23 protein-coding genes are annotated in these 23313 nt (G+C 46.9%); 11 read left to right on the top strand and 12 right to left on the bottom strand.

Going from position 1 to position 23313, the window contains the following annotated elements:
- Position 1: 1 nt before the first annotated feature.
- On the bottom strand, positions 2 to 1003 hold the full coding sequence (locus EJO50_RS13810; RefSeq protein ID WP_125975100.1) for a patatin-like phospholipase family protein: 1002 nt from the start codon (positions 1001 to 1003) through the stop codon (positions 2 to 4).
- A 156-nt stretch (positions 1004 to 1159) separates the two neighbouring features.
- Between EJO50_RS13810 and EJO50_RS13815 the strand changes: the two genes are divergently transcribed.
- Positions 1160 to 1537 (top strand): hypothetical protein, encoded by a 378-nt coding sequence (locus EJO50_RS13815; RefSeq protein ID WP_125975103.1) that lies wholly within the window; start codon positions 1160 to 1162, stop codon positions 1535 to 1537.
- Between the two features lie 52 nt (positions 1538 to 1589).
- On the opposite strand, the gene EJO50_RS13820 is transcribed toward EJO50_RS13815, so the two are convergent.
- On the bottom strand, positions 1590 to 2468 hold the full coding sequence (locus EJO50_RS13820; protein WP_125975105.1) for an MBL fold metallo-hydrolase: 879 nt from the start codon (positions 2466 to 2468) through the stop codon (positions 1590 to 1592).
- Positions 2469 to 2642: 174 nt separating this feature from the next.
- Here EJO50_RS13820 and EJO50_RS13825 point away from each other — a divergent pair, with 174 nt between their 5' ends.
- Positions 2643 to 3533, top strand: coding sequence for a LysR family transcriptional regulator (locus EJO50_RS13825; protein ID WP_308418403.1), 891 nt, complete (start codon positions 2643 to 2645; stop codon positions 3531 to 3533).
- Here EJO50_RS13825 and EJO50_RS13830 read toward each other — a convergent pair.
- Together EJO50_RS13830 and EJO50_RS13835 are read right to left on the bottom strand one after the other, a co-directional pair.
- On the bottom strand, positions 3530 to 4237 hold the full coding sequence (locus EJO50_RS13830) for a hypothetical protein (protein ID WP_125975108.1): 708 nt from the start codon (positions 4235 to 4237) through the stop codon (positions 3530 to 3532). The genes EJO50_RS13825 and EJO50_RS13830 overlap by 4 nt on opposite strands.
- A 257-nt stretch (positions 4238 to 4494) precedes the next feature.
- Positions 4495 to 4710, bottom strand: a complete 216-nt coding sequence (locus EJO50_RS13835; protein WP_125975111.1) for a hypothetical protein — start codon at positions 4708 to 4710, stop codon at positions 4495 to 4497.
- 232 nt (positions 4711 to 4942) lie between these two features.
- On the opposite strand from EJO50_RS13835, the gene yqfB reads away from it, so the two are divergent.
- Entirely contained in the window at positions 4943 to 5251 is a 309-nt protein-coding gene (yqfB, locus tag EJO50_RS13840; RefSeq protein ID WP_125975113.1) for a N(4)-acetylcytidine aminohydrolase, read from the top strand.
- A 76-nt stretch (positions 5252 to 5327) separates the two neighbouring features.
- The gene (locus EJO50_RS13845) at positions 5328 to 6026 is read left to right on the top strand and encodes a MarC family protein (protein WP_233702094.1); all 699 of its coding nucleotides are present in this window, start codon (positions 5328 to 5330) and stop codon (positions 6024 to 6026) included.
- A 74-nt stretch (positions 6027 to 6100) separates the two neighbouring features.
- Here EJO50_RS13845 and EJO50_RS13850 read toward each other — a convergent pair whose 3' ends face one another.
- The 3 genes from EJO50_RS13850 to EJO50_RS13860 form a co-directional block, all read right to left on the bottom strand.
- Positions 6101 to 6301 carry a SlyX family protein gene (locus EJO50_RS13850; RefSeq protein WP_125975116.1) on the bottom strand — a complete coding sequence of 67 codons (201 nt, stop codon included), beginning with the start codon at positions 6299 to 6301 and terminating at the stop codon, positions 6101 to 6103.
- 161 nt (positions 6302 to 6462) lie between these two features.
- Entirely contained in the window at positions 6463 to 8622 is a 2160-nt protein-coding gene (locus tag EJO50_RS13855; RefSeq protein ID WP_125975118.1) for a YgiQ family radical SAM protein, read from the bottom strand.
- 308 nt (positions 8623 to 8930) lie between these two features.
- Positions 8931 to 9659 carry a carbonic anhydrase family protein gene (locus EJO50_RS13860; protein ID WP_206434397.1) on the bottom strand — a complete coding sequence of 243 codons (729 nt, stop codon included), beginning with the start codon at positions 9657 to 9659 and terminating at the stop codon, positions 8931 to 8933.
- A 490-nt stretch (positions 9660 to 10149) separates the two neighbouring features.
- Between EJO50_RS13860 and EJO50_RS13865 the strand changes: the two genes are divergently transcribed.
- Positions 10150 to 10974 (top strand): class I SAM-dependent methyltransferase, encoded by an 825-nt coding sequence (locus tag EJO50_RS13865; protein WP_125976523.1) that lies wholly within the window; start codon positions 10150 to 10152, stop codon positions 10972 to 10974.
- 332 nt (positions 10975 to 11306) lie between these two features.
- On the opposite strand, the gene EJO50_RS13870 is transcribed toward EJO50_RS13865, so the two are convergent.
- From EJO50_RS13870 to EJO50_RS13885, 4 genes are all read right to left on the bottom strand, one after another.
- Complete coding sequence (locus EJO50_RS13870) at positions 11307 to 12002, bottom strand: hypothetical protein (protein ID WP_125975121.1); 696 nt, start codon at positions 12000 to 12002, stop codon at positions 11307 to 11309.
- A gap of 598 nt (positions 12003 to 12600) precedes the next feature.
- Positions 12601 to 13488, bottom strand: coding sequence for a DMT family transporter (locus tag EJO50_RS13875; protein ID WP_125975123.1), 888 nt, complete (start codon positions 13486 to 13488; stop codon positions 12601 to 12603).
- A gap of 124 nt (positions 13489 to 13612) precedes the next feature.
- On the bottom strand, positions 13613 to 14431 hold the full coding sequence (nudC, locus tag EJO50_RS13880; protein WP_125975126.1) for an NAD(+) diphosphatase: 819 nt from the start codon (positions 14429 to 14431) through the stop codon (positions 13613 to 13615).
- A 65-nt stretch (positions 14432 to 14496) separates the two neighbouring features.
- Positions 14497 to 15255, bottom strand: a complete 759-nt coding sequence (locus tag EJO50_RS13885; protein WP_125975129.1) for a sulfite exporter TauE/SafE family protein — start codon at positions 15253 to 15255, stop codon at positions 14497 to 14499.
- 439 nt (positions 15256 to 15694) lie between these two features.
- Here EJO50_RS13885 and EJO50_RS13890 point away from each other — a divergent pair, with 439 nt between their 5' ends.
- The 4 genes from EJO50_RS13890 to EJO50_RS13905 all read left to right on the top strand — a co-directional run bounded on the left by EJO50_RS13890 (position 15695) and on the right by EJO50_RS13905 (position 20133).
- Positions 15695 to 16873, top strand: coding sequence for an SGNH/GDSL hydrolase family protein (locus EJO50_RS13890; RefSeq protein WP_125975131.1), 1179 nt, complete (start codon positions 15695 to 15697; stop codon positions 16871 to 16873).
- 110 nt (positions 16874 to 16983) lie between these two features.
- Positions 16984 to 17703: a pseudouridine synthase gene (locus EJO50_RS13895; protein ID WP_125975134.1), complete on the top strand. Its 720-nt coding sequence runs from the start codon at positions 16984 to 16986 to the stop codon at positions 17701 to 17703.
- 111 nt (positions 17704 to 17814) lie between these two features.
- Positions 17815 to 18054, top strand: coding sequence for a hypothetical protein (locus tag EJO50_RS13900; RefSeq protein ID WP_125975137.1), 240 nt, complete (start codon positions 17815 to 17817; stop codon positions 18052 to 18054).
- A gap of 405 nt (positions 18055 to 18459) precedes the next feature.
- Positions 18460 to 20133, top strand: a complete 1674-nt coding sequence (locus EJO50_RS13905) for a bifunctional metallophosphatase/5'-nucleotidase (protein WP_206434398.1) — start codon at positions 18460 to 18462, stop codon at positions 20131 to 20133.
- A 431-nt stretch (positions 20134 to 20564) separates the two neighbouring features.
- Here EJO50_RS13905 and EJO50_RS13910 read toward each other — a convergent pair whose 3' ends face one another.
- Positions 20565 to 21737 (bottom strand): ABC transporter substrate-binding protein, encoded by a 1173-nt coding sequence (locus EJO50_RS13910; protein ID WP_233702096.1) that lies wholly within the window; start codon positions 21735 to 21737, stop codon positions 20565 to 20567.
- A 4-nt stretch (positions 21738 to 21741) separates the two neighbouring features.
- Here EJO50_RS13910 and EJO50_RS17195 point away from each other — a divergent pair, with 4 nt between their 5' ends.
- A complete protein-coding gene (locus EJO50_RS17195) occupies positions 21742 to 22107 on the top strand; it encodes a hypothetical protein (RefSeq protein ID WP_164521382.1) in 366 nt (121 codons plus the stop codon).
- 89 nt (positions 22108 to 22196) lie between these two features.
- Positions 22197 to 23141, top strand: a complete 945-nt coding sequence (locus tag EJO50_RS13915; protein ID WP_125975138.1) for a carbohydrate kinase family protein — start codon at positions 22197 to 22199, stop codon at positions 23139 to 23141.
- Positions 23142 to 23313: the final 172 nt, after the last annotated feature.

A 23313-nucleotide genomic window follows, 5' to 3' on the forward strand; every position in this document is an offset into this window, starting at 1 on the left:
TTTATTTTTTAATTAAATGATTCAAGTTGATTTTGGCATAGGCTTTTGCTGTTTGATAGCCGGTTTGGTAAAGCCGGTCCATATTGCTTCTTGACCAGTTAAAGACATCTGGAAGGTCTTTGTTGGCAATGGCGTCAATTAATGGAACTTTATACAGTTTAATCCCGTCGCTATGTAATGCTTCAAATAGTTTAATATCATCTCTGGCAATTTCAACCAGAGGGGTAATGATAGACATAACCCACGCATCGTATAAGTCTTTTGGTTTTCGGAGTAATTTTTCCGCACCAAGCAAATTAAAGATAATAATTTCTTTTAATTCCGGGTAGTTTTGGCGCAGGCCTTTAAAATTAAGGCAGTCAATGGCGGCCCCTTCAATATAAAAGTCACCATTGATTTCGGTAGGGGGATAAATATAGGGGAAAGACAGTGCTGCTTGTAAGTGTAGTACATCAATCTTTTTGTGTGGCCAGTTTTCCATTTGGTGCTGGCTGAGGTTATAAGCATTGAGCCAAAAATCGGTGCGACTGGTTTGCAGGCTATTAAAGTCAATAATTTGCTCGGCAAAAGGGATGTGGGCGCAGAGGCCGAGAGAGTTGCTGCACAGATTACTGGGGCAGGCACTGGCTAAAGTCAGGGTGGTACTGTCTTTTAGGGTTTGTGCCCATTCATTACTGGCGGGCCATTGCTGCACCATTTGTAGCAACGGATTAAGTGTCTGACGATAGGCTGCGGCCATAGGACCAGGTTTATGAAAAACTTTAAAATTAACCGGAAAAGCACGGTAGATAAAATCTGCCACACCCATCTCTTTTAATCCACGCAAAGTGCTTACAACATCGCCGTTTTTCGGGGCTATATACATTAGGCCAAGCAGGGCTCCGGCTCCCGCTGTGGATATTACATCGATCTGTACCCCAAGTTCATGAAAGGCTTCTAAAGCACCTGCAATCAAGGTGGAGTTTGGAGCGCCCCCACTGATAATTAAAGCTGTCTGTGCCATGCTGGTTCCTGCCTTTAAATAGCTTACGATTAATCTGCATTTTGTTTATGACTTATCTCGTTTTAGCTGGAGGTAATGTGTGCTCTCTTTGCCCGCGTGCAGATTTATATCTGCTAGAACACAGTAAAGGTTTGCTTGAGGCGAAGGAGTTTCATCATGAAGATTGAGAGTTCATGCGGCAAGGTGAGTATTTTGTCCCGGGTTGATTTTATTCGTACTGTGTCTGCACAATTGAGCGATGCAGTTTTGTTCCTAACCTACGATACAACCGATGAACGAACAACTAAATCACGAGGTGCTTTAATTGATTATTTAAGTGATGTAGGCATGATCATCGTGGCGCAGGCTCTGGAAGAGCATCATTCGATTGTGATGTTCGAGATGGCAAGTGATGCGGTACGGGCCTGGCAGCAAATTAATGATCATAGTCATGCAGTGGCTGCACACGTTTTTTGGCATGGTTTGCAAGATGATGCGGTACATTTGGCTGTTGTCGCAGCCAAGCCCAGAGAAGTCAGCCCATTGGCTCATTAAATGCAAAGAGCCCGGATTTTTCCGGACTCTTTATTTTATGGGGCCGTCTGTTTTACCACTTCATTTCGCCCTTATTGACCTTAGCACCAATTTCCAGCGCCATGCCAAGGCCTGCATCCGGATAGCGTTTTTTCATGGCAGAGATCAATGCTGCAGAGTCTTTGGCTTTTGCCAGCTCAAGATCGTAGGCTTTCAGGTATTCACGGTTGTATTGCAGGTGCTCAACGGTAAAAGTTGTGCCTGCTTTAAAGTGGCCTGGAATCACTACTTCTGGCTTTAAATCTTCCATCTTATCGAGGACTTTCAACCATTGTGCACGTTTGGCTACAGATGCATCGTCTGCTGTCCACAGGTGGAAATTACCAAATACCGATACACCACCAGCAATTGTTTTAATTGATGGAATCCATACAAAGCTGTGCTCTGCATTACTGCCATCCAGGCCGATTACTTCTAATTTCTCACCATCAATCGTTAGCGTATTGCCAGACAATTGCTTCGGAACGATTGGATTTTTAGGTGCATTGCTACCCAGGATCGGGCCCCAGTAAGCGATTTTCTTTGGCAGTGTTTGCCTGATGTGGGCGATGGTTGGTGCACTTGCTACTACTTTTACTCCAGGGAAAGCCTGGGTAATCACTTCAAGGCCGAAGTAGTAATCAGGATCGCCGTGACTGATGTAAACCGTGGTCAGTTTTTTGCCACTGGCCAGCACGTTGGCTACGACGCGATGGGCGTCGGCCAGGGTAAATTGTGCGTCAATCAGGATGGCTTCGGTTTTTCCTGTTACCAGGGTAGAGGCTACGCCAAAGGTGCTGGGGTCTGGGTTTGCATAGACTTCGAGCTTTAAAGGTGTATCGGCTGCTTGTGCTCCAGTAATGACAGCAATGGCAAGAGCGAGTGTGGGTAAAACGGTAGCAGATTTCAGCATGATTTATTTCCTTGGTAATCTTTGGTTTGGCAATGAATGCTAGATTAGCGGTCTACCGTACGCAGAAAAACCCTAGATCACGCGTTAGTTTGTTGCATAATTCGAGCGAATGACTAATCAGCAAAAAAAGGAGCGGCGCATGCTGTTACAAGAATGATGGACAGGCTAACTGCAATGCGTGTGTTTATGGAGGTGGTTGATCAGGGCAGCTTAACTGCTGCGGCAGATAAGCTGGATATGTCGCGAGCGATGGTTTCCCGCTATCTGGCCGAGCTGGAAACGTGGTTAGGGGCCAGATTATTGCACCGATCCACACGTAGCCTAAGCCTTAGCAGTGCCGGGCAGGATGCTTTACCGCACTGCCGCAAGATGCTGGAGCTGGCTGATGATGTGCAGGGGCTTACGCATAACTTGAATGCTGCCCCGCATGGCTTGATCCGTGTAGCCAGTAGCAATTCTTTTGCTCAATCGTATTTAGCAGCAGCAGCTGCAGCCTTTGTAGGACAGTACCCGGATACTCAGGTCGAGCTGATTGTGGGGGACAGAAGTATTAACTTGGTTGATGAGCGAATTGATCTAGCGATCCGGATTACCAACGATGTTGATCCCAGCCTGATTGCCCGAAAATTAAGCATTTGCCGATCTGTTGTGTGTGCAACACCTGCATATTTGGCAAAGCATGGCACTCCCACTCATCCAGAAGACTTATTGCAACATCAATGTTTAAATCATGTTTTTTTTGGCAAGAATGGCTGGCGCTTCACTAGAAATAGTAAGTCTTTTGTTGTGAATGTGACAGGTGCAATTAGCGCGAATGATGCAAATGTAATTTTGCAAGCTGCTTTGGCAGGGGCAGGAATTGTGCATCAGCCAACTTTTAGTGCTGCACGCTACTTGGAATCGGGTGAGTTAGTGCATTTATTGCCGGATTATCAGTCGGACGAATTAGGAATTTATGGCCTCTATACATCCAGGCGTCATATGCCTAATGTTTTGCGTAGTTTTTTAGATTTTCTGGCTGAACGTTTTGGTAGCAATCCGAGCTGGGATCAGTTTTTGTATTAAGCTTGTTCCTGGAAACTTTGTTCCGGGCTGCCTGAGCTTAAATCCAAATATCGTGGGCCACCGGGTAGGTTAAGTAGTTGTAAGCTTATATCTCCCAATAGTTTTAGCAGTGATTTGCCATCTTCTCCCTGTTTTAATAATTGAAATGGCTGATGTTTAGGCTCGCTGCTTAATCGTTTTAATAGCTTGTCTGCCGTATCTGTGAATTGTGCGTTCAGATGGCTTATCGGAATATTTACGGGCTGGGGAGCAGGCTGGAAGCTGCTGGTGCTGGACCCTTCGATTATGGATTGGTATCGCACATCAATCTCAAACTCGAATTGGCGTCCATCGGCGGTAAAGAGTTTACCTTTGCCATTAAAGTGGCTGGTGTCTTCTAATCGAAAACCAGCCGCTGCACTATTGGCACTTTGCCGGGCTGCTGCGGCAAAATTGGATGAGCTGCTAAGCTCGGCCACCTCAAACTGAAACATCATGCCATCGGCGGCATCACCCAAGAGTTGTCGGGCAAACCCTTGCATTAAATTCTGTGCCAAACCGGTGGTGGCTTTGCTCAGTTCTTCAGCGCGTGTGGCCAGTACATCATCGTTTTTTTGTACTATGGTTTCAGGCTGGCCCGCTTGCGTGTGGACGATGGGGCTCTTTGCAGAAGATGCGTATAGGTTGGAATTTACGTGATTACCTAGCAGAGAGAGCGGGGTCATGGCCTGTTGCCCAAAAGTTATTTATTGCTTATCGGCAGTATCTTGATTTTTCTTGAGGGGGCAGGATGCTTTCAGCTTGTTTTTTCTCACTTAATCCGCAATACCGCATACAGGCTATGCTTATTGCTAGACGTTGCTCGGGGATGTTTTTAGACTATATCTTTTGCTGGCAATCTGGGTGGCCAGGCGGGTTAAAGCTATTCATGAAAAAAGGCTGATTTTGGTCAGCCTTTTTTGATTTATTTGTGTTACTGAAATCAGTCGACAACAGTTACGAGGTTTCTTAAGTCTTCCTGGGTTTTTTCGCCTTTATTCCAGCAGACACGGGCGCGACCGCCCTCAACTTTCATGACCAGCCCGTCAATTTTTTCCGAGCCATCAATTGTGGCGATGCGGTTTACACGGGTATTAATAGTAATATTTTGTGATGTAGAAAAGAAGAAGTGGTAAAGGCTGCCTAATAAGCTGATCATGGTTAATCTCCAGTATGATTGTAGTATTACTACGGATTTTATAGCATAAATTAAAGTAGTACAACTACATTTTTTGTGGCTGCCTATATCGCACTTATAAGAGAGGCTATTTATAAGCCTTTGATCAACAAATGGTTTGATGGTTTGTTGCCTGGCTGTGTAGTCATATTTTTATACAGGCAGAGCTGTTAGCTTATAGAGCCTGTAGTTTATATTTTTCGGGAAGAATGACATGCAAAAGATTACTTTTTTTAAGCGCTTCGTTAACGATATCCTTGCTGAGCGCAAAACCATCACTATCCGGGATGCCAGCGAAGCAAATGTGCAAGCTGGCGATATTCTGGAAGTGAGTACTTTGGAAGAAGGTTTATGGTTTTGCCGTATGCAGGTTTTGTCGGTAACTCAAGTGAATTGGGCAGATCTAACGCCGCTGCATGCAGCACAAGAAAACATGGGTTTAGTCGAATTGAAGCAGTTAATTAAGGAAATTTACCCGGGGCAGGATCATTTTTATGTGATTCACTTTGAATTGCTAAAGTAATGTTTGGGCGTTTGTATGGGTTTCTTCGTTTAGAATGCCATTTTTATCGGCTGTTTATTGCAAGGTTTTAATCAAAATGCTGCAAACCTTAACCGTATTTTTTGGCAATATGTTGCTGGTTTTCGGCGCTTTAATGCCTATTTTAAATCCGCCAGGTCATGCGCCGATTTTTTTAACCATGACGGCCGATTACAACTCGCAAGAGCGAACAATTCTGGCTCGGCGGGTGGGAATTTATAGTTTTATTTTACTGCTGATCAGCATGTTTATTGGTAGTTATGTACTGGAGTTTTTTGGTGTATCGCTGCCGATTGTGCGTGTTGCGGGAGGCTTGCTGGTTGCGACTGCAGGCTGGCAACTGATGAGCTCAGGTGATGATAGTCATAAGTCTGCGGGCATGTTGCAGGTGGGGGAAACGCGGCCTAGTAATGATGAATTACGTGAGCGGGCATTTTATCCGCTGACCTTTCCGATTACGGTTGGCCCTGGTTCAATTACGGTGGCGATTGCTTTAGGGGCGGGGTTTAATGGCCCGGGTTTGCAGAAGTTTTCTATGCCTTTAGCCAGCCTGACCGCTGTGGCGATTACTTCTTATTCTTTGTACCTGTGCTACCGCCATGCAGAGCGTTTGCTTAAGCTATTGGGCAGTACAGGTTCTATTATTTTTCTGCGCTTATCCGCATTTATTTTGATGTGTATTGGCATTCAGATTTTCTGGGATGGCTTTAGTGTGTTGTTTGGTGAGCTGCTGGTTCATTATTTAAAGCCAGTTTAAAGCTCTGGGTGCATAGGGCATAGCAAGCATAGTTAGTGCTTACTATGCCCTTTTTAATTTTCTGTGGGCAGAAATTAATAATGCGGTGGTACTTCATCAAAGAGTGATTTTTGCGCCGGGCCACTTGGCTCTTGCTGCTGTAACCAGCGTAACTCATTGATTACCTGATCCATCTGCTGCTGCTGGGTAGCAACGATGCGGTTCAATTCTTCTAATAGCTCATCTTGCAGCGCCAGCTTGATTTCCAGCTCGGTAATGCGGTTTTCTAAATTCATATTTTCCTCTCTGGCATTAAAAGTTCTGTAGACGCAGAGCACACAGAGGAAAAGCTGATGAGTAAGCCCAGCATTCAGGCAGGTGCTTCTGTTTAGGTTTTCTCTGGGTGCTGTTTTAAAGCTCCATGTGCTCTGTGTCTACAGGTTTTTTGATGACCCGCTTATTTTTTAGAGCCCTGTGCCGCTGCATCACGGCTTCTGCCGAAGGTTTTTTTGCCTTTCGGTTTATCGGTACGACGTACTACGACGTTGTTTTTTTCGTGCACAAACTTTTCACCCGGTTGTTGAGCCGGAATCAGATGCCTGGGCGTGTTACCGATCAGCTCGCTTCGGCCCATGGCGATCAAGGCTTCGCGCAGGATAGGCCAGTTATCTGAATCGTGATAGCGCAAAAAGGCTTTATGTACCTTGCGGCGATGGCCATCGCGGATCACATCTACTTTTTCCGAGCTTCTGGCCAGCTTTCTTAAAGGATTGCGGCGGGTGTGCCACATGGTGGTTGCCATGGCCATTGGCGTAGGCGTAAAGGCTTGTACCTGATCGGGCTGGAAGTTGTTTTTCTTCAGCCACAGTGCAAGGTTCAGCATATCTTCATCGCTGGTGCCGGGGTGGGCGGCAATAAAGTAGGGAATCAAGCTCTGCTTTTTGCCTGCTTGCTCGGAGTAATAATCAAACATCTCGCGAAAGCGCTCAAACGTGCCGATGCCGGGCTTCATCATCTTGGATAAAGGCCCTTCTTCGGTGTGTTCCGGCGCGATTTTTAAATAACCCGATACATGGTGGGTGGCAAGTTCTTTTACATACTCAGGCGATTCCACTGCGATATCGTAGCGAACACCCGAGCCAATGGTGATGCGTTTAACGCCATCAATCTTGCGCGCTTTTTTGTAAAGCTGAATCAGCGGCGCGTGATCGGTATTCAGGTTTTCGCAAATGCCGGGATAAACACAGCTTAAGCGTCTACAAGATGATTCAATTTTTGGGTCTTTACACGACAGGCGATACATATTGGCCGTCGGCCCGCCAAGGTCGGAAATATGCCCGGTAAAACCCTTGGTTTTATCGCGGATATCGACGATTTCTTGCAGGATGGATTCTTCCGAGCGGCTCTGGATAATCCGCCCTTCGTGTTCGGTAATCGAGCAGAACGTACAGCCACCAAAACAGCCGCGCATAATGTTGATCGAGAAGCGGATCATTTCCCATGCCGGAATATGGGCTTTGCCATAGCTTGGATGCGGATTCCGGGCGTAATGCTGACCAAAGATATAATCCATCTCATGGGTCGCCAGCGGAATCGGTGGCGGGTTAATCCATACATCCCGCGAGCCATGCTGCTGCACCATCGCCCGCGCATTGCCGGGATTAGATTCCAGATGCAGAGTGCGGCTGGCGTGGGCGTACAGCACCGGATCAAAAGCCACGGCTTCATAGGCCGGAATACGGATCACTGTGTGCCGCCGGTCGGCCTGCCTGGCGGCGATGCGCTCGGCCTTGCTGATCAGGCGAATCGCCTTGGTGTCGCTGGCGGAAGTGATATCTTTTTCAGATTTCTCCGGCAGCATTTCATAAGGATTGATATATTTATCGACGCGCCCTGGGGTATCTACCGTAGTGGAATCAAGTTCCACCCAGCCTTCGGGCAGCCAGCCCTGTGGGCTCATAAAGGCGGTGCCGCGAATATCCCGCATATCTTTGAGCTTTTCGCCAGCAGCTGCGCGCTGGGCGACTTCCACTAAGGCGCGTTCGGCATTACCAAATAATAGAATATCAGCCTTGGAGTAAATTAGCGCCGATTGGCGCACTTTATCGCTCCAGTAATCGTACTGAGCAATCCGGCGCAAGCTCGCTTCAATCCCGCCAATCATAATCTGCACGCCAGGATAAGCCTCACGGCAGCGCTGGGAATAAACAGTAACGGCGCGGTCAGGCCGCTTGCCGCCCATGCCACCCGCGGTATAGGCATCGTCAGAACGCGGTTTTTTATCGGCGGTATAGCGGTTAATCATCGAATCCATATTGCCCGCGGTGACGCCAAAAAAGAGCCTTGGTTTACCTAGGGTTTTGAATTCGTCAGCGGACAACCAGTCTGGCTGACAAATAATCCCGACCCGCAGCCCCTGCGCTTCCAGCAGGCGGCCAATTAGGGCCATGCCAAAGCTGGGGTGATCGATATAAGCGTCACCCGTGACCAGAATAATGTCGCATTCGTCCCAACCGAGCGCGTCCATTTCGGCACGGCTCATAGGCAAAAACGGGGCGGGTTTACGTGGGAAAACACCTGTAGGCAGGGTGGAAATGGCAGTAGGAGCGGGATTCATGGTTTTGATGAGCAATACTAATTGTGCATTGTCGCAGATTTAGGCAGCAGTAATCAAAAAATTGCTTGTTTTTCATAAGGATATGATTAAAGCCAGCTATCAATGGCAGGTGGTTTTTATTGAGAGATGGGTGAGGCAGTAAAGATCTGTTTAATTTGTGCGGACCAGTAAAAAGCGGGGAGTTGCAGAAGCGGCCTCCCCGTTTTTAAACCGACGACTAAATATTATCTCTTTCAGCCCCCGTATTTATAACGGGGGAGAAAAGCCAGCAGGAAACAAAATTTGTTTCCTATGCGTAATTTAGTGAATTACCAGGTAACTTTACCCGTGCCAACGTCATACATGGCGCCGACAATTTTAATCTGGCCTTTGTCTTCCATCTCTTTCAGGATGGGGCTCATATCCCGGATTTTTTGCACGGTGAGTTCAACATTTTCGTCGGCTACTTTTTGTACAAATTCATGGTTTTTAGAATTGCGTTCGCCATCAGTTTTGGTTGCTTCAACTGCTGGTTTTAGTTTTGCGATTAAGTTGGTTAGATTACCCATTTTTACATCATCACATGCACCTTTGATTGCACCGCAGTGTGTGTGGCCTAACACTACAATAACGCGCGAGCCCGCTACTTTGGCTGCATATTCCAGGCTGCCCAGGATATCTTCATTCACTATGTTTCCCGCTACGCGGGCTGTAAATATATCGCCAATTCCCTGATCAAAAATTAATTCTGGTGTCGCACGAGAATCAATGCAGGACACAACACTGGCTAAAGGGTATTGGCCCAAGCCTGTTTTCATTACATTCTTTTTATTGTCGCGTTTGATAGATTTATTGCTGGCAAAGCGCACATTGCCTGCCTTTAGAATATCTAGAGCTGAGCCTGGTGTAATGCTGGCCTGCACTGCCTTGGTCATGGTTTTACCGACGGCATAAGACTCTGGTTTAATCGCGCCGCTTTGATCCGCCGCCGCATAAGTTAGGGCAGAAGCCAGCATCAGTGAAAGTGTGAGTGGTCGAATGTATGTCAATGATTTCATTTTTACTCCTTGGATATTATTGCGATTTGCATATTTACGCAGCTGCTTTGAGTTAAATGGCATGTTTTTGTTCAATGTAGTAACAAGTTTTTTTTAGTGTTGAGTCAGCTTAATAAAATATTTTTCTTTGCTTTCTTTGCTTTCTTTGCTTTCTTTGTTCGTTTGTTTTTTGTGGTTTTTGCGGCGCTAATGGGGATCAGGGCACGAATCTGGCCTGTTTTTGCAGGGTGTATACATTTGTTGATAGGCGACTATCCTTGCTTTCTGTGTCATAAATTACAGGGTTAGAAGTAATATAGCAATATTTGCCAGGTAGGCATGGCCTGTAATTATTACAATATCTGCTTGTTGGGCTTACTTTATGTTTATGACTGGTAAGGGCTAATCTGGGTTTAAGGCTAGGGTAATGCATGGCAAGTTTACAAAGTGTCGTAAGCGCTCAGAAGGGGTAGAATTGCGCCTTGCTGCAAGCTCAGCCATTGGACGCACCATGACAGAACATCACGAAATCAAGCCCGGCCAGTCGGTCGAGCTACTTAAAGAACTACATATCCTCACCCGCGACGGCAAGCTTAATCAAGATAGCCGCCGTAAATTGAAGCAGGTTTACCACCTCTATCAGTTTATTGAGCCTCTTTTAAAAGAAGTACAGGTGGAGCATCCTGAGGTAACTCTGGTTGACCATGGTGCGGGTAAGTCTTATCTGGGCTTTATTCTGTACGATTTATTCTTTAAAGACAGGCCCGGTTCCGGGCATATTTATGGCATTGAAACCCGCGATGAGCTGGTTAAAAAGTCACAAGAGCTGGCCCAGCGGCTTAGCTTCCCCGGTATGTCTTTCCTGAATTTATCCGTGGCAGAATCAACGAATTCTGATCTTTTACCAGAAACAATCGATGTGGTGACTGCGCTGCATGCCTGCAATACCGCCACTGACGACGCCATTGCCTTTGCGCTAAAAAAGAAGGCTAAATTTATGGTGCTGGTACCCTGCTGCCAGGCCGAAGTAGCGACTGTGCTGCGTAAAAATAAGGCAAAATCGCTAAAGAACCCGCTGGCAGAAATCTGGCGTCATCCGATTCACACCCGTGAATTTGGCAGCCAGATCACCAATGTATTACGTTGCCTGCAATTGGAAGCGCACGGCTATCAAGTAACGGTGACCGAGTTGGTAGGCTGGGAGCATTCGATGAAAAATGAGCTGATTATCGCCCAGTATAAGAATCTGCCGCGCCGCAAACCCACCGAGCGCCTTGCCGCTGTACTGGCAGAGCTGGGGCTGGAAGAGATGCAGGAGCGGTTTTTTACGGTTTGATTTTTGAGCTGTGGAGCCCTTGCACGGAGGTATAAGTTTTTGCCAGGGGTTATTTTGTGAGGGCAAGATAAAACGTTTTGCGCTCCCTATGGCGAGTGCTCTGTTTGGGTATTTGCGGTGAAAGCCACCGGTTATTTAGGTTGATCGGGTTTTGAGTATATGTTGGTTAGTACTGAAGCTGATTTAGCATTTTATTTATGACTTAATTTTTTGTCATTATTTGAGATTGAGACAGAAAACGCTGCGCTTTATAAAAACGAATAGCCTGCTGGTTAAATTTAAATACTTTCAAGCGTATTTCATTGGCTTTTTAGTATTAGCCGCTACAGATACTAAAACAGTACCTCATCTAGCCGCTGGCTAAAGCCTTTGGGCTGGATGACATCGCTACGTAATATTTTTACCGGCAAGATGGTGCGGTCCAGCCACTGACCACGCTCCATTAATACATGGCAGAGTGTGATTTCAGAGGCGTCTTCTGCCTGGCTGAGCACGCTCATTTTATCGAGCTTTAGGGTTTGGATTTCCAGTTTGAGATGGCTATTAGCATCGGTGAGTGAGGTTTCCAGTAGTGCAAGCAGGGCGTCTGGCTCCAAGGCGCTGCAGCAGGCGTTAAATTCTGTAGATAGTTTTTCAACTTCCTGTGTGAGCACGGCATAGCGTGGCTCGGTGGGTTTGCAATAGCGCCAGCTCATTCTTACTTCATTAAGCTCGGTTTCCAGCTGGCGTTTAAATTGTTCTCTGGCTTCTATATGCCAGGCCGCCTGGCTGGCAAGCAGCTCAAGCAAGCGGCCAATCAGTTTTTTTTGTAAATCGCTGCTGCTGCCAGCAACCTGGCTGATTTGCTGTCCACGGCAAACCAGCACCTGCTGGGCTACATCCTGCCTGATATTGTCGCCGCAAACTTCCATTCCATAGCGTTGTTGTAGCTGGCTTTGCATGACTAAGACGGCATAAGCGTGATCGGCCAGCAGGTTTTGTGCAAACCAGTTTCTGACTTCTTCGGAATGGCTGATGGTTTCCTGCACACTTTCAGCAGTGCCAAAGGCTGCATGGGCATGGGCTTCCTGATTCCAGCTTTGGCTTGACAGCTCTACCGGCGCTGGCAGCTGAGATACGATACGCCCGCTCCAGGAATGGGCAATTGCATAGGCATTTTGCAGGCGTGCCTGATAACGGTTGGCGAGCTTAATACGGGGATTGGTGCTGTCTGCTAAAGCCGTTAGCAGGGCCGGATCACAGGCGGGGGGGCTGAATTACGGGTAAAAGCAGTACAGAGCATATTCCAGAGTTTCATGATTTATCCAAATAAGGGCCCGGCTCTTGCAGAGCTAGCTGGTACTTTGCAAGGATGTATTACTGGTATTTAGCGAGGATGAACGAGTGGTTTACACTGACCAACCTGCGAAGGCTGCCTAAGGCTGAGCCCCGGTTTGTACTTTCTTTTTTGGTCCGGCTCGCCCGTTGCCTGATAAATAGAGTGGCGGGCAGATATTAACGTTTTTTGCTTTTACAAATAGGATATAGATCAAACTCGCCTGTTCATTGTGTTGTGCGGTAAGGTGGTTAAACGGAATTGGCTCTGAAGCCGTTATTAGTTGCTTTAGTACCTCCTGTGGGCTGCCTTTAAGATTTTTTACTGATGATCCAGACCCCCAACATCACAATGATTGCGCCCAGCCACTGGATTGTACTCAGGCGCTCATCCAGAATACCGATACTCATCAAAATAGATAACATAGGGCCAAGGCTGCCGATAATGGCGGTGCGGCTGGCACCGATGCGGCTCATTGCGGCAGCTGTGGCATAAATTGGTAGTACGGTAGAAAAAACGGCCATGGCGGCGGCAAGACCATATACAGGCAGTGGCTGAACGAGCGCGCTGACTGGATGAGTGACTAAAAAATGACAGAGTACGGCAATACTGGAAACAGTGAGCCCCAGCTCGGTAAAACGCATTGCGCCTATCCGGGAAATCATCACCGGGCTTAGGCTCATATATAAGGCATAGCAGGTGGTGCTGGCGACAATAAAGCCGATACCTACCCAATCGGCATTGGCCTCGCTTAAGCCTGGCGCAATCACAAGGGCGATGCCGAGATAGGTAAGCGGCAGTGCTTGTTTTATCTGCCGGGTCATAACAGAGCCAGTGAGCAGCACGGAAAACAGCACGGTTAGGGTGGGATAAAGGCTGAGAATTAGCCGCTCCAGACTGGCACTCACCGTCATTAAGCCAATAAAGTCCAGTACGCTGGAAAGGTAATAGCCTAGAAGCCCCAGGCCAATCAGTGCCAGATAATCGCGCCCTGCAAGCCGTGCTTTGCTGCGCCACAGGCTGTAGGAGGCTAAGATCAGCAGCACAAATAGCATGCGTAAACAGATTAAGGTTATGGCGTCTATACCGTGTCGGTAGGCTAATTTGGCAAAAATGGCTTTGCATGAAAAACCGGTTGCAGCAAAAATGGCGAGGATCACGCCAAGGCGAAAGGACGCGTGGTTGGCAGTACTCTGCATCTTGGATCTTCCTGCTGGGCCGTGAGCGATTTTGTTTGATTGAAGAAAAGCTGTTTTTTTGTGAAGTTCCGGGCTCCTCGTGAGCCTCGTGGTTTAATGCTCGGGTTTGCCTGAAGCAAATCGGTTATTTACTGGCAATTTTTGCCAAGCCAGCCTGAATCAGGTGATAAGCAATACTGGATTTTCCGGGGAGCTCGGGCAGATTCTCCGGGCCGAACCATTGCGCATCTTCGATCTCCCCTTCCTGGGGGATGATCTCCCCCGAAACATAATCTGCAATAAAAGCCAGCATCAAAGAGTGTGGAAAAGGATGGCTTTGGCTGCCAAACCAGCTTAGCTTGGAGACTTTTACCCCTACCTCTTCATAAATTTCGCGAAAAACAGCTTCTTCACAGCTTTCTCCAGCCTCCACAAAGCCGGCCAGCGCACTGTAAACACCGGAGCGAAAATGGGGGGATCGGGCTAAAAGGAGCTGCCGGTCTTTTTTGATCAGCACCATAATGGCCGGGGAAATTCTTGGATAAGCGCGATGTAGACAGGCCGGGCATTCTCTGGCTGTTTCTTTGGGCATACGTGTTGTGGCCGTGCCGCAACAGCCACAAAAGCGGTGCTGCCTGTCAAATGTCAGCAATTGTTGTGCGCGAGCGGCTATCCAGTAGTGACTGTCTGCAATGAGCCCCCAGGCGGCACGCAGGCCGATAGCTTGCAAACTGGCGGCATAGGAAGTTTTTTCATGCCATGCCATTAACACGCAAGCCTGCCCGGTTACACTACCAATTTGCACTGAAATTTCTGCAGTATCATGCGCTGGCAGATCGCTTGCTACAGGCAATCTGCCATCAGGGTGAACCAGCAGCTGAGCGCCGATAAAAGCCAGACAGAGGTTATCGGCGCTGACTGCCGTCCGGTGTTTGTATTTTGGAATAAATTTAATAGGTAGCATGGCCAAATCTATCAAAGTGAGTGGGGCAACTGGGTTGTCTGGTGAAGGCTCAATATCTGGAGTGCTTAATATAATGCTTTAATAAATAATGATATTCCTGCCAGGATAGTGACACTTTCAAAGCAGCGTTTAATTATCTGATTGCCCTGTTTTAACCCCCAGTGTGCGCCCAGATAGCCCCCCAGGGCAGAGGCCAGCAGCAGTACCGGAATCCACGGCCAGTGTAAGTCTGTTTGCAAAGCCAGTGAAATGGCCCCTGCACCGTTCCAGAATAATCCAGCCAGAACCATGGTATACGCCACGGCCCGTTTGTAATCCATACCAAACCAGTGCACCAGCCAAAGTGTGACAAATAAGCCTGTGCCTGAGGTAAATGATCCGTTTAATACACCAATAAAAAATAAACCTGCTGCGCCTACCCAGCGTTTTGATCCGCTACGGTGGCGGCTTTGCTGCTGTTGACCCAGTGCGGGAGATAATAGCGAATACAGGCCTAATCCGCAGGTCAGAAAGGCCAAAATGAGTAGTGTCCAGGGTTCAGGAATATGCAAAATCAGCAGAGTCCCGATCAGTACACCGGGTAAACCACTGGCTAGCACCAGGACAGAAAATCGCCAGTTTAGCGTACCTGCTTTTAGGTATTTAAACGTAGCCCCTAGCCCCAGTGCCACGCTGGCTACTTTATGTGTTGCCAGTGCTACGGGAAAAGCCAGGCCCAAAAACAGCAAAATAGGAAGTTGCAGCAGACCTGAACCTCCACCAGCAAGGGCAGAAAGTGTATTGGCAATTAAAGAAACAATAGATAATGCGAGCAATTCAGTCATCGGGGCGTGCCTGGGGCATCGGGCCTAATCTGCCGCGACTTTAGACAACGGGTTTACTTGTTATGTTGTTTAAATACATCAATGCGACCCACTTGCCATCCAGGTTTGCTAAATGTTTTTGTGCTCTTTTGTCAGGATACACAAGCTTTTAGGGCGGCTCATTCACTAGAACATAAGAAATGAAGCGTTTAGTTCAATATGAAACAGTTGCTTAGACCAATCTTGCAGATGTTTTTTTAGATCTACAATGATGTTCTATATTCTTACATTATTTTATTGTTTATTTTTGGTTTATATAAGGCTGTTCTTACTTAGGGATAATCCTAGCCTTTTTTAGCTTGTCAAACAATTGTTTGATTCGTAGCATGAAGATCGTTTCTCAACGACAGAGCATCGGGCTTTGGGTTGCGTTAAACCAATAACAAGACGGGAGATATACATGAGTTCTTCGCTGCCACGGGCAAGCCGCCCATTTGCTATTTTGCTGCTGACTTCTCTGCTCGCTGCGTGCGGAGGTGGCGGAGATACAGGTAGCCCAGCAGACATCCGCAGTATTAAAGAAATAGTTTCTTTTGGCGATAGCCTAAGTGACATTGGTACTTACAATCCAACCACCGCTGATGCAGATTTGACGAACGATATTCCTGTGGGTTTACGTTTTACCACTAAGCCAGCGACTGCACCGGCTGGTGCGGTATGGACAGAAATTCTGGCTGCTGAGTACGGCTTAAATATCACCCCAAATCGCGTGGTGAATTTTAGCGGCCTTAATCCGGCAACTGGCGCAGCGGTGGGTACGCCAGCCACGATGGGTAAAATTTATGATTTAGGTGGTAGTGCATATGCTGAAGGCGGGGCACGTATTGAAATCGATACTTTGGATGAACAGGGTAAACTTACTGATGGCCTGATTACCCTGAAGCCAGGTGTGACATATCAATCGGCCAGCGCTTTGTCGATCAAAGGCCAGATTGCTAAATACAAAGCCGCACGTACCAGCTTCAATGCCAGTCAGCTGGTGTTAATTCAGGGGGGGCCCAATGATTTCTTTGCTTTCTTGAGCGGGGTCGCTGACGGCACGATTAACCCATCGACAGCATCTACAGAAATTGGTAAAAATGTGACCGCCATGGTCACGCAGATCAAAACGCTGGTAGCTATGGGGGCCAGCAAGGTGGTTTACGCCAATATGCCGGATCTGGGTGTGACTCCGCAGTTTGTATCTACCCCATTAAAAGGTCTGGCGACCAACCTTTCTATTGAATACAACAAGGCTGTTGCCGCTGCGCTGGCTGCGGAAGTGACCGCCAAGCAGGTAGTAATTGTGGATACAGCAGGTCTTGTGGCTAAGGCCATTGCCAGCCCGGTGAGCTTTGGTTTGGTGAACACCAGCAATATGGCGTGTAACAACGATATTAGTGTATCTGCCACCCCTCTGCCACCAACTACTAATCCTGCTAATGTTTCTGCGCTGACATGTAATGCTAAAACCCTAGTGGCTGCAGCTGCTGATACCAATTATCTGTTTGCGGATGGCGTACATCCAACGATTGCCGGGCATACCATCTTGGGTAAAGCCGCCGCAGTAACGGCAATGGCTGCGGGTTATATTAAGTAAGCTCTAAAACTTTCTCACAAAAAGAACCGTGCTAACTCATATGCGCGGTTTTTTTATTGGCTAAAATCATCCATATCGCCTCAGCGTTGCGTATCCGGTAAAATTCAAGCATGAGCAAATTAACATTAGATCGTATCCTGCAATCGCAGGGCTTTGGTACGCGCAAGGGTTGTCGAGAGATGATTTCCGACGGTGAAGTGGCCGTAAATGGTGAAATTGTCAGCAACTTTAAGCTCACTTTTGAAACCACGGGACTGGAGCTGACCATTTTTGGTGAAAGCTGGCCCTATCGTGAGCACGTTTATATTGCGCTGAATAAACCGGCCAATTTTGAATGTTCACGTAAACCCAGCCACCACCCCGGTGTGCTGACACTCCTTCCCGAGCAATTTAACTGGCGTGAAGTGCAGCCGGTTGGGCGCCTGGATCACGATACTACCGGCCTCTTGCTGATGTCGGATGACGGTGCATTTATCCACGCGCAATCTTCCCCCAAGCGCCATGTGCCTAAGGTTTATGTAGCAATTACCGCCGAGCCTGTAACAGAAGAGCTGATTACACTCTTAATGGCCGGCGTGCAGCTGAACGACGAACCTGCGCCGCTTGCTGCCGTGCATTGCAAAAAGCTGGGTGAGAATGAGCTGGAAATCGTGCTGGAGCAGGGTAAATATCATCAGGTAAAACGCATGCTGGCCGCAGCAGGTAATCACTGTGCCAGTTTGCGCCGCTCTGAAATTGGTGGCTTAAAGCTGGCTGAAATGGGTTTGGCTGAAGGGCAGTGGTGCTATTTATCTGAGCAGCAAATGGCACTATTGGTGTCTGTACAGTAAAATTTATAAAGAAAGAGTATAGTAAGTAGCGCGTTGTTATTGTTTAATCTGGCTTTCGTGAAATTCCATTGATTTTAAGCAACTTTTTGTTTGTTGCCTGAGGGGATTAACATGAATTTACGTAATAGCTTATTTATGGTTGGCATCGCGCTGGGACTTACTGCGGGTAGTGTGCTTGATAAAATGGTTCCTGAAACCTTCACTGCTGAAGTTAAGTTGATTGCCGTTAACCGTTCTCATGACAATATTAAAGCGGGAGAGATCACTCTGCTGGCTTCCACAGATACAGGTAAAACGCTGGTGAAGGATCTCTTGCAGCATTTGCTGCGGTGGACCATTTGGGTTGTCTGATCGGTATTAACCTGATGATTTCTCATCTTTATCACAGACAAGCCAGGGATTGATCCTTAGATGATGGGTATGAGCTTCTGGTTGCATTGCGGAAAGCTTGCCAGAAAATGAGCTTGAAATTGTGCCGAAGTGGGGTAGATGTCATCAGGTAAAAGCTATGCTGGCCACTGCCGACAATCATGAGCTGTTCTGGGAATGGTGGCTCAGCTAGTGAAATATATTTGTCAGAAATTTTGTGGTATTGCTTCTCCAAGGCGCAAGTATGCTGTTGCCGCCCTCACAGTAAAGTTTGTAAGGAAAGAGTATAGTCAATTTATTGACATCATGGCTTAGTCATAGCTTTATGGTTTTGTCATGAAACTTAATTAACCTTACTAACTTTTTTTATTGCTTGAGGGAATTACCATGAAGTTGCGTAATGCTTTACTGATGGCCAGTGTCACGCTGGCGCTTACTGCGTGTATTGATTCTGATGATACAGCTCCTGAAGTCTCCGCTGTTGACGTCAAGCTGATTGCTATTAATGATTTTCATGGCAACCTCGAAGCTGGACCGATTACTCTGACCATTCCTGATCCTTCTGACCCAAGTAAAACTATCAAGATTCCGGTGGGGGGGATTGAATACCTGGCGAGCTGGGTTAAAAGCCTTAAAGCCAAAAATCCAAATAATGTAGTGGTTTCTGCGGGTGATCTGATCGGTGCCAGCCCGATGATTTCTGCTCTCTACCATGACGAGCCAACGATTGAAGCCATGAGTGCCCTGGGTTTGGATTTTAACGCGGTGGGTAATCATGAGTTTGATGATGGTAGTGAAGAATTACTTCGTATGCAAAATGGGGGATGCCACGCAGATAAGGTAGGCTGTGCCGATGGTAAATTCGATGGTGCTAAATTCAAGTTTCTGGCGGCCAATGTGCAACATAGTGCAACTGGCAAGACGCTATTTCCTGCTTACCAGATCAAAGAATTTAATGGTGTAAAAGTCGGCTTTATCGGTATGACTTTAAAAGGCACGAAGGATGTTGTTACGCCGTCTGGTGTTGCAGGGTTAGATTTTAAAGATGAAGTAGAAACGGCGAATAAGCTTGTGCCTGAGTTACAAAAGCAGGGTGTTGAGACTATTGTGGTTTTGCTGCACGAAGGCGGCTTCCCGGCTGATAAAAAGTACAATGAATGCAACGGGATTTCAGGCCCGATTGTCAATATTGTTAATAAGCTGGATAAAGCCATTGATGTGGTGGTTTCAGGCCATACTCACCAGCCTTACAATTGCAGAATTAATGATAAGTTAGTGACCAGTGCTTATCAATATGGTGGCATGGTGACTGATATTGATCTGACTATTGATCCTAAAACCCGCAACGTAATCAAGATGAGTGCCAATAATCTGGCTGTAACGCGTGATGTGCCAAAAGACACAGTCCAAACATCATTGGTTGAAAAGTTCCTGAAACTGGTTTCGCCGCTTAAAGATCGTGTGGTTGGATCGATCGCTGGTCCGCTGACCAAAACGGTAACGGCAGGTGGTGAAATGTTGCTGGGGCGTGTGATGGCAGATGCTCTTCTTGATGCTACTGCAGGGCCGAATAATGGTGCTTCACAAATTGCCTTTATGAATCCGGGCGGGTTGCGTACAGAGCTGGCTCCGGCAGATGCAAGTGGTAAGGTGACTTACGGTCAGTTGTTTGCTGTTCAGCCTTTTGGCAATACTTTGGTAACAATGACGCTGACAGGAGAGCAAATTGATAAGGTGCTCGAGCAGCAATGGAATGCCGGGGTTCAGAAAGTCATGCAAGTGTCTACTGGTTTTAGCTATGTATGGGATAAGAGCAAGCCAGATGGTAGTAAGGTTGATCTTGCAAGCATCAAACTTAATGGTGTTGCTATTGATCCAAAAGCCAGCTATCGCGTGACGGTAAATAATTTTATGGCGACAGGAGGGGATGGTTATCTGGAGTTTGTAAATGGTAAAGACATCCTTGGTGGCCCGCTGGATGTGGATACCCTGGAAAAGTATGTAAGTAAAAATCCTTTGCTTGCTATCCCAAATACAGATCGAATTAGCGTTCTGAACTAAGAATAAATCACGACAGTGAGCTGTGTGTGTGCCTAGCCGTACGTATCACTTTGCCTCTGGGGAAGTGGTGCTGCGGCTTTTTTAATGGATGAGGGTCTCCTTTCTTTAAAAAGAACGAACCGTATTCATACCGCCAATTTGGCTATGGTTCAAGTAATGCAATTGGTGAGCGGGCGTTATCGCCTTTAAAAGTCGATGCACCGGTTGCTGCCGCCCAAGGCTGCGTGGCGGCGCATTACTGATCGTTTAAAAATAGGGATGATGCAGGCCCTAGCAGGCAGGTTTTTTTGTACAGCGAAGTTGATTGAAGCCCCGGATTCCGGAAGGTAAAGCATTTTCGGGGGCATTTCAGGTAAAGGCCTGCTGTTATAAATGGATGCCAAAGGTGGTATAAAAAATCACCCCCTCATGGTGATGACGAACTGGTAATGCTAGAGGCTGCTCTTGCTTAGTTTGTTATTCCAGTCTTTTACTGCAGCATCCAGTGCTGCTTTGGCAGATTTCTGGCCGGTAATTGCGGCTTGTACTTCGTTTTGCAACATGCGTTGCATGGTGGTTTCATCTGGCAAAATGCCCGGCTCCAGCGTCAGTGTTTTTGCATTGCCAATAGATAATGCTGCGATGGCGCGCGATTTTTCGATGGGATCTCTACTTTTTGCCCCTGACATAAAGTAGCTGTCAGTTGCAGCTTGCTTGGTTGAGGGGAAAGTCGTGCCGGTTTCTTTAGAGAAAGCCAGTTGAGCGGCATCACTGGTTAAAAACTTACCTAGTTTGGCCGCGTCAGCCGGAGATTTGGTTCCGGTGGGAATCACGTAATCCATCATCCAGCCACCGAAAGCTATTTTGCCCTCGCTAATGGGAAAGGCTGCAATTGCTGTTTTGGCGTAGATGGCTTTGCTATCTGTTTGGGTGCGTTTCAGAGCCTGAGGTGCTGTCGTCATCATGGCAATTCTTTGCGTATTATATGAAGTAATTTCTTGCTCGAACTCCATTTTGAATACATTTTTAGGTATTGCTCCTGCTTTATACAAATCAGCAAATTTTTGCAATAAAGCGATATGTTTGGGTGAATTAAAAACGGCCTTGCCATTTTCAATTACAGGCAGGCCAGCATAGCAAAACCAGTTAATAAAACTGCCGCCACTTTCCGCAGATAGCTTGGGTACAAAAGCGGGGGCTTTTGTTTTTTTGCTGATTTTTTTTACCTGGGTCAGTAATTCATCAAAGTCTTTTGGCGGGGCTTTAATTCCAGCTTTATTAAATAAACTTTTATTATATGCAATAACGGAAACAGAGTTATACCAGGGAAATGCGTAGATTTTTCCTTTATAGGTAACATCATTTAGCGCATTGGTCTGATAAAGATTTTTATCCGTACCCAGATATTCATCCAGTGGCAGTATATTTCCCTGGCGGGCAAAGTCGTGTACCCAGGGCACATTAAAATTAACCAGTGCGGGCGGATTGCCTGCCGCAATAGCGGCGATGAGCTTGGGTTGAACCTGATCCCAATTCATATCAACCCACACGGCTTCCAAATCGGGGTTGTTCTGATTAAATTGTGTAGCGAGATCTGTAAAATAGTGATTGAATTGAGGGGCCATATGCATGGTCCAGAATTCAAGATTTACTTTTTCTGTAGCAAAAACCGATGAAGCACTTAATACACTGGCTATCATTATTGCGCTGGCAATTAGTTTTTTCTTCATCGCTATTTTCTCCAGATCTGCAATAGGGGGCCAAAACGGCTGGGCATCCCGATATTGTGAAACAGCCGCTCTGTTTGTGAGTATGAAAAAATACAGTTTTTTTGTGTTTGAAAATGCCTTACGCATTAACCAAATAAGGTGTAGAAAACAGCCATACCCTGAGTGTTATTTTTCTGCTGATTATGGATTGGGTGCGTGGCTGTTTTTTCTGCAAGCGATCAATATTTCGGGCAGAAATAAATTCTGCATGGCTATTTCTGCATAAAAATATGTTGTATTCATAATGTATTTGTATTTTAAATGACTTTCTTCAATCTATACTTGCCAGCTTAACCCTAAGCGAGGTACGAAACGATGTCTGTTTTGATCTGCGGTTCACTGGCTTATGACACCATTATGGTGTTTCCTGATCGTTTCAAAAATCATATCCTGCCGGAAAAAATTCATATGCTTTCGGTGTCGTTTATGGTGCCGGAAATGCGCCGTGAATTTGGAGGTTGTGCGGGCAATATTGCTTATAACCTCAAAATGCTTGGCGGGGATCCGCAGATCATGGCTACGGTGGGTTGTGATTTTTTTTCCTATGCTGATCGCCTTGATAAGCTGGGTATTCACCGTAGCAGCATTAAAGAAGTGCCGGATACTTTTACCGGACAGTGCTTTTTAACCACCGATTTGGATGATAACCAGATTAATGCCTTCCACCCGGGAGCAATGAGTTTTTCTCATCTGAACCGGGTGAGCGATGTGCCGCTGCCGGTCAGGCTGGCAATTGTTTCTCCTGATGGTAAGCAGGGTATGCAGGAGCATTGTGAGCAATTGGCAGAAGCCGGGATTCCTTTTATTTTTGATCCGGGCCAGGGTTTGCCGATGTTTAGTAAGGCGGAGCTGCTACACATGATTTCGCTGGCTAGCTTTCTGGTATTAAATGACTACGAGCTGGAAATGGTGCTGAACACCACAGGGCTTAGCCAGGAAGCACTGCAAAATATGGCAAAAGTGCTGATTATTACTCTGGGTGGAGAAGGCTCAAAAATTTACACCGATGGCATATGTCATGATATTCCGGCGGCCATGCCAGGTGAGGTACTGGATCCTACCGGTTGTGGTGATGCTTACCGTGGGGGCCTGCTCTATGGAATGAGCCTGACCTGGGATTGGCCGGTAACGGGGCGGCTTGCATCGCTTTTAGGCGCAATTAAAATTGCTTCCAGGGGCGGGCAAAACCATGGGATAAGCCGTGATGAGCTGGCAGTGCGCTTTAAGGCCGAATTTGGCTTTGCTTTGCCTGCAAGCTAAGTTGTGTTGCCCCCGCAAGCTTAGGCGGGTTAAATGATGATGATTATTCGGGGCGGCTTTGCAATAAGCCGCCTTTGGTATTTTAGGCAGCACCGATTTAGTTGTTAGCCCGCTATTTTTTGTTTTAGGCAAGGCCCTGTGTAATAATTCTGTAATATTGCTGACGCTATTC

Source organism: Iodobacter ciconiae, assembly GCF_003952345.1.
Taxonomy (GTDB): domain Bacteria; phylum Pseudomonadota; class Gammaproteobacteria; order Burkholderiales; family Chitinibacteraceae; genus Iodobacter; species Iodobacter ciconiae.

Bases quoted from the DNA above. Each gene is read 5' to 3' on its own strand.
- EJO50_RS13810 (WP_125975100.1), bottom strand. From the start codon at position 1,003: ATGGCACAGACAGCTTTAATTATCAGTGGGGGCGCTCCAAACTCCACC.
- EJO50_RS13815 (WP_125975103.1), top strand. From the start codon at position 1,160: ATGAAGATTGAGAGTTCATGCGGCAAGGTGAGTATTTTGTCCCGGGTT.
- EJO50_RS13820 (WP_125975105.1), bottom strand. From the start codon at position 2,468: ATGCTGAAATCTGCTACCGTTTTACCCACACTCGCTCTTGCCATTGCT.
- EJO50_RS13825 (WP_308418403.1), top strand. From the start codon at position 2,643: ATGCGTGTGTTTATGGAGGTGGTTGATCAGGGCAGCTTAACTGCTGCG.
- EJO50_RS13830 (WP_125975108.1), bottom strand. From the start codon at position 4,237: ATGACCCCGCTCTCTCTGCTAGGTAATCACGTAAATTCCAACCTATAC.
- EJO50_RS13835 (WP_125975111.1), bottom strand. From the start codon at position 4,710: ATGATCAGCTTATTAGGCAGCCTTTACCACTTCTTCTTTTCTACATCA.
- yqfB (WP_125975113.1), top strand. From the start codon at position 4,943: ATGCAAAAGATTACTTTTTTTAAGCGCTTCGTTAACGATATCCTTGCT.
- EJO50_RS13845 (WP_233702094.1), top strand. From the start codon at position 5,328: ATGCTGCAAACCTTAACCGTATTTTTTGGCAATATGTTGCTGGTTTTC.
- EJO50_RS13850 (WP_125975116.1), bottom strand. From the start codon at position 6,301: ATGAATTTAGAAAACCGCATTACCGAGCTGGAAATCAAGCTGGCGCTG.
- EJO50_RS13855 (WP_125975118.1), bottom strand. From the start codon at position 8,622: ATGAATCCCGCTCCTACTGCCATTTCCACCCTGCCTACAGGTGTTTTC.
- EJO50_RS13860 (WP_206434397.1), bottom strand. From the start codon at position 9,659: ATGAAATCATTGACATACATTCGACCACTCACACTTTCACTGATGCTG.
- EJO50_RS13865 (WP_125976523.1), top strand. From the start codon at position 10,150: ATGACAGAACATCACGAAATCAAGCCCGGCCAGTCGGTCGAGCTACTT.
- EJO50_RS13875 (WP_125975123.1), bottom strand. From the start codon at position 13,488: ATGCAGAGTACTGCCAACCACGCGTCCTTTCGCCTTGGCGTGATCCTC.
- nudC (WP_125975126.1), bottom strand. From the start codon at position 14,431: ATGCTACCTATTAAATTTATTCCAAAATACAAACACCGGACGGCAGTC.
- EJO50_RS13885 (WP_125975129.1), bottom strand. From the start codon at position 15,255: ATGACTGAATTGCTCGCATTATCTATTGTTTCTTTAATTGCCAATACA.
- EJO50_RS13890 (WP_125975131.1), top strand. From the start codon at position 15,695: ATGAGTTCTTCGCTGCCACGGGCAAGCCGCCCATTTGCTATTTTGCTG.
- EJO50_RS13895 (WP_125975134.1), top strand. From the start codon at position 16,984: ATGAGCAAATTAACATTAGATCGTATCCTGCAATCGCAGGGCTTTGGT.
- EJO50_RS13900 (WP_125975137.1), top strand. From the start codon at position 17,815: ATGAATTTACGTAATAGCTTATTTATGGTTGGCATCGCGCTGGGACTT.
- EJO50_RS13905 (WP_206434398.1), top strand. From the start codon at position 18,460: ATGAAGTTGCGTAATGCTTTACTGATGGCCAGTGTCACGCTGGCGCTT.
- EJO50_RS13910 (WP_233702096.1), bottom strand. From the start codon at position 21,737: ATGGCCCCTCAATTCAATCACTATTTTACAGATCTCGCTACACAATTT.
- EJO50_RS17195 (WP_164521382.1), top strand. From the start codon at position 21,742: ATGGTCCAGAATTCAAGATTTACTTTTTCTGTAGCAAAAACCGATGAA.
- EJO50_RS13915 (WP_125975138.1), top strand. From the start codon at position 22,197: ATGTCTGTTTTGATCTGCGGTTCACTGGCTTATGACACCATTATGGTG.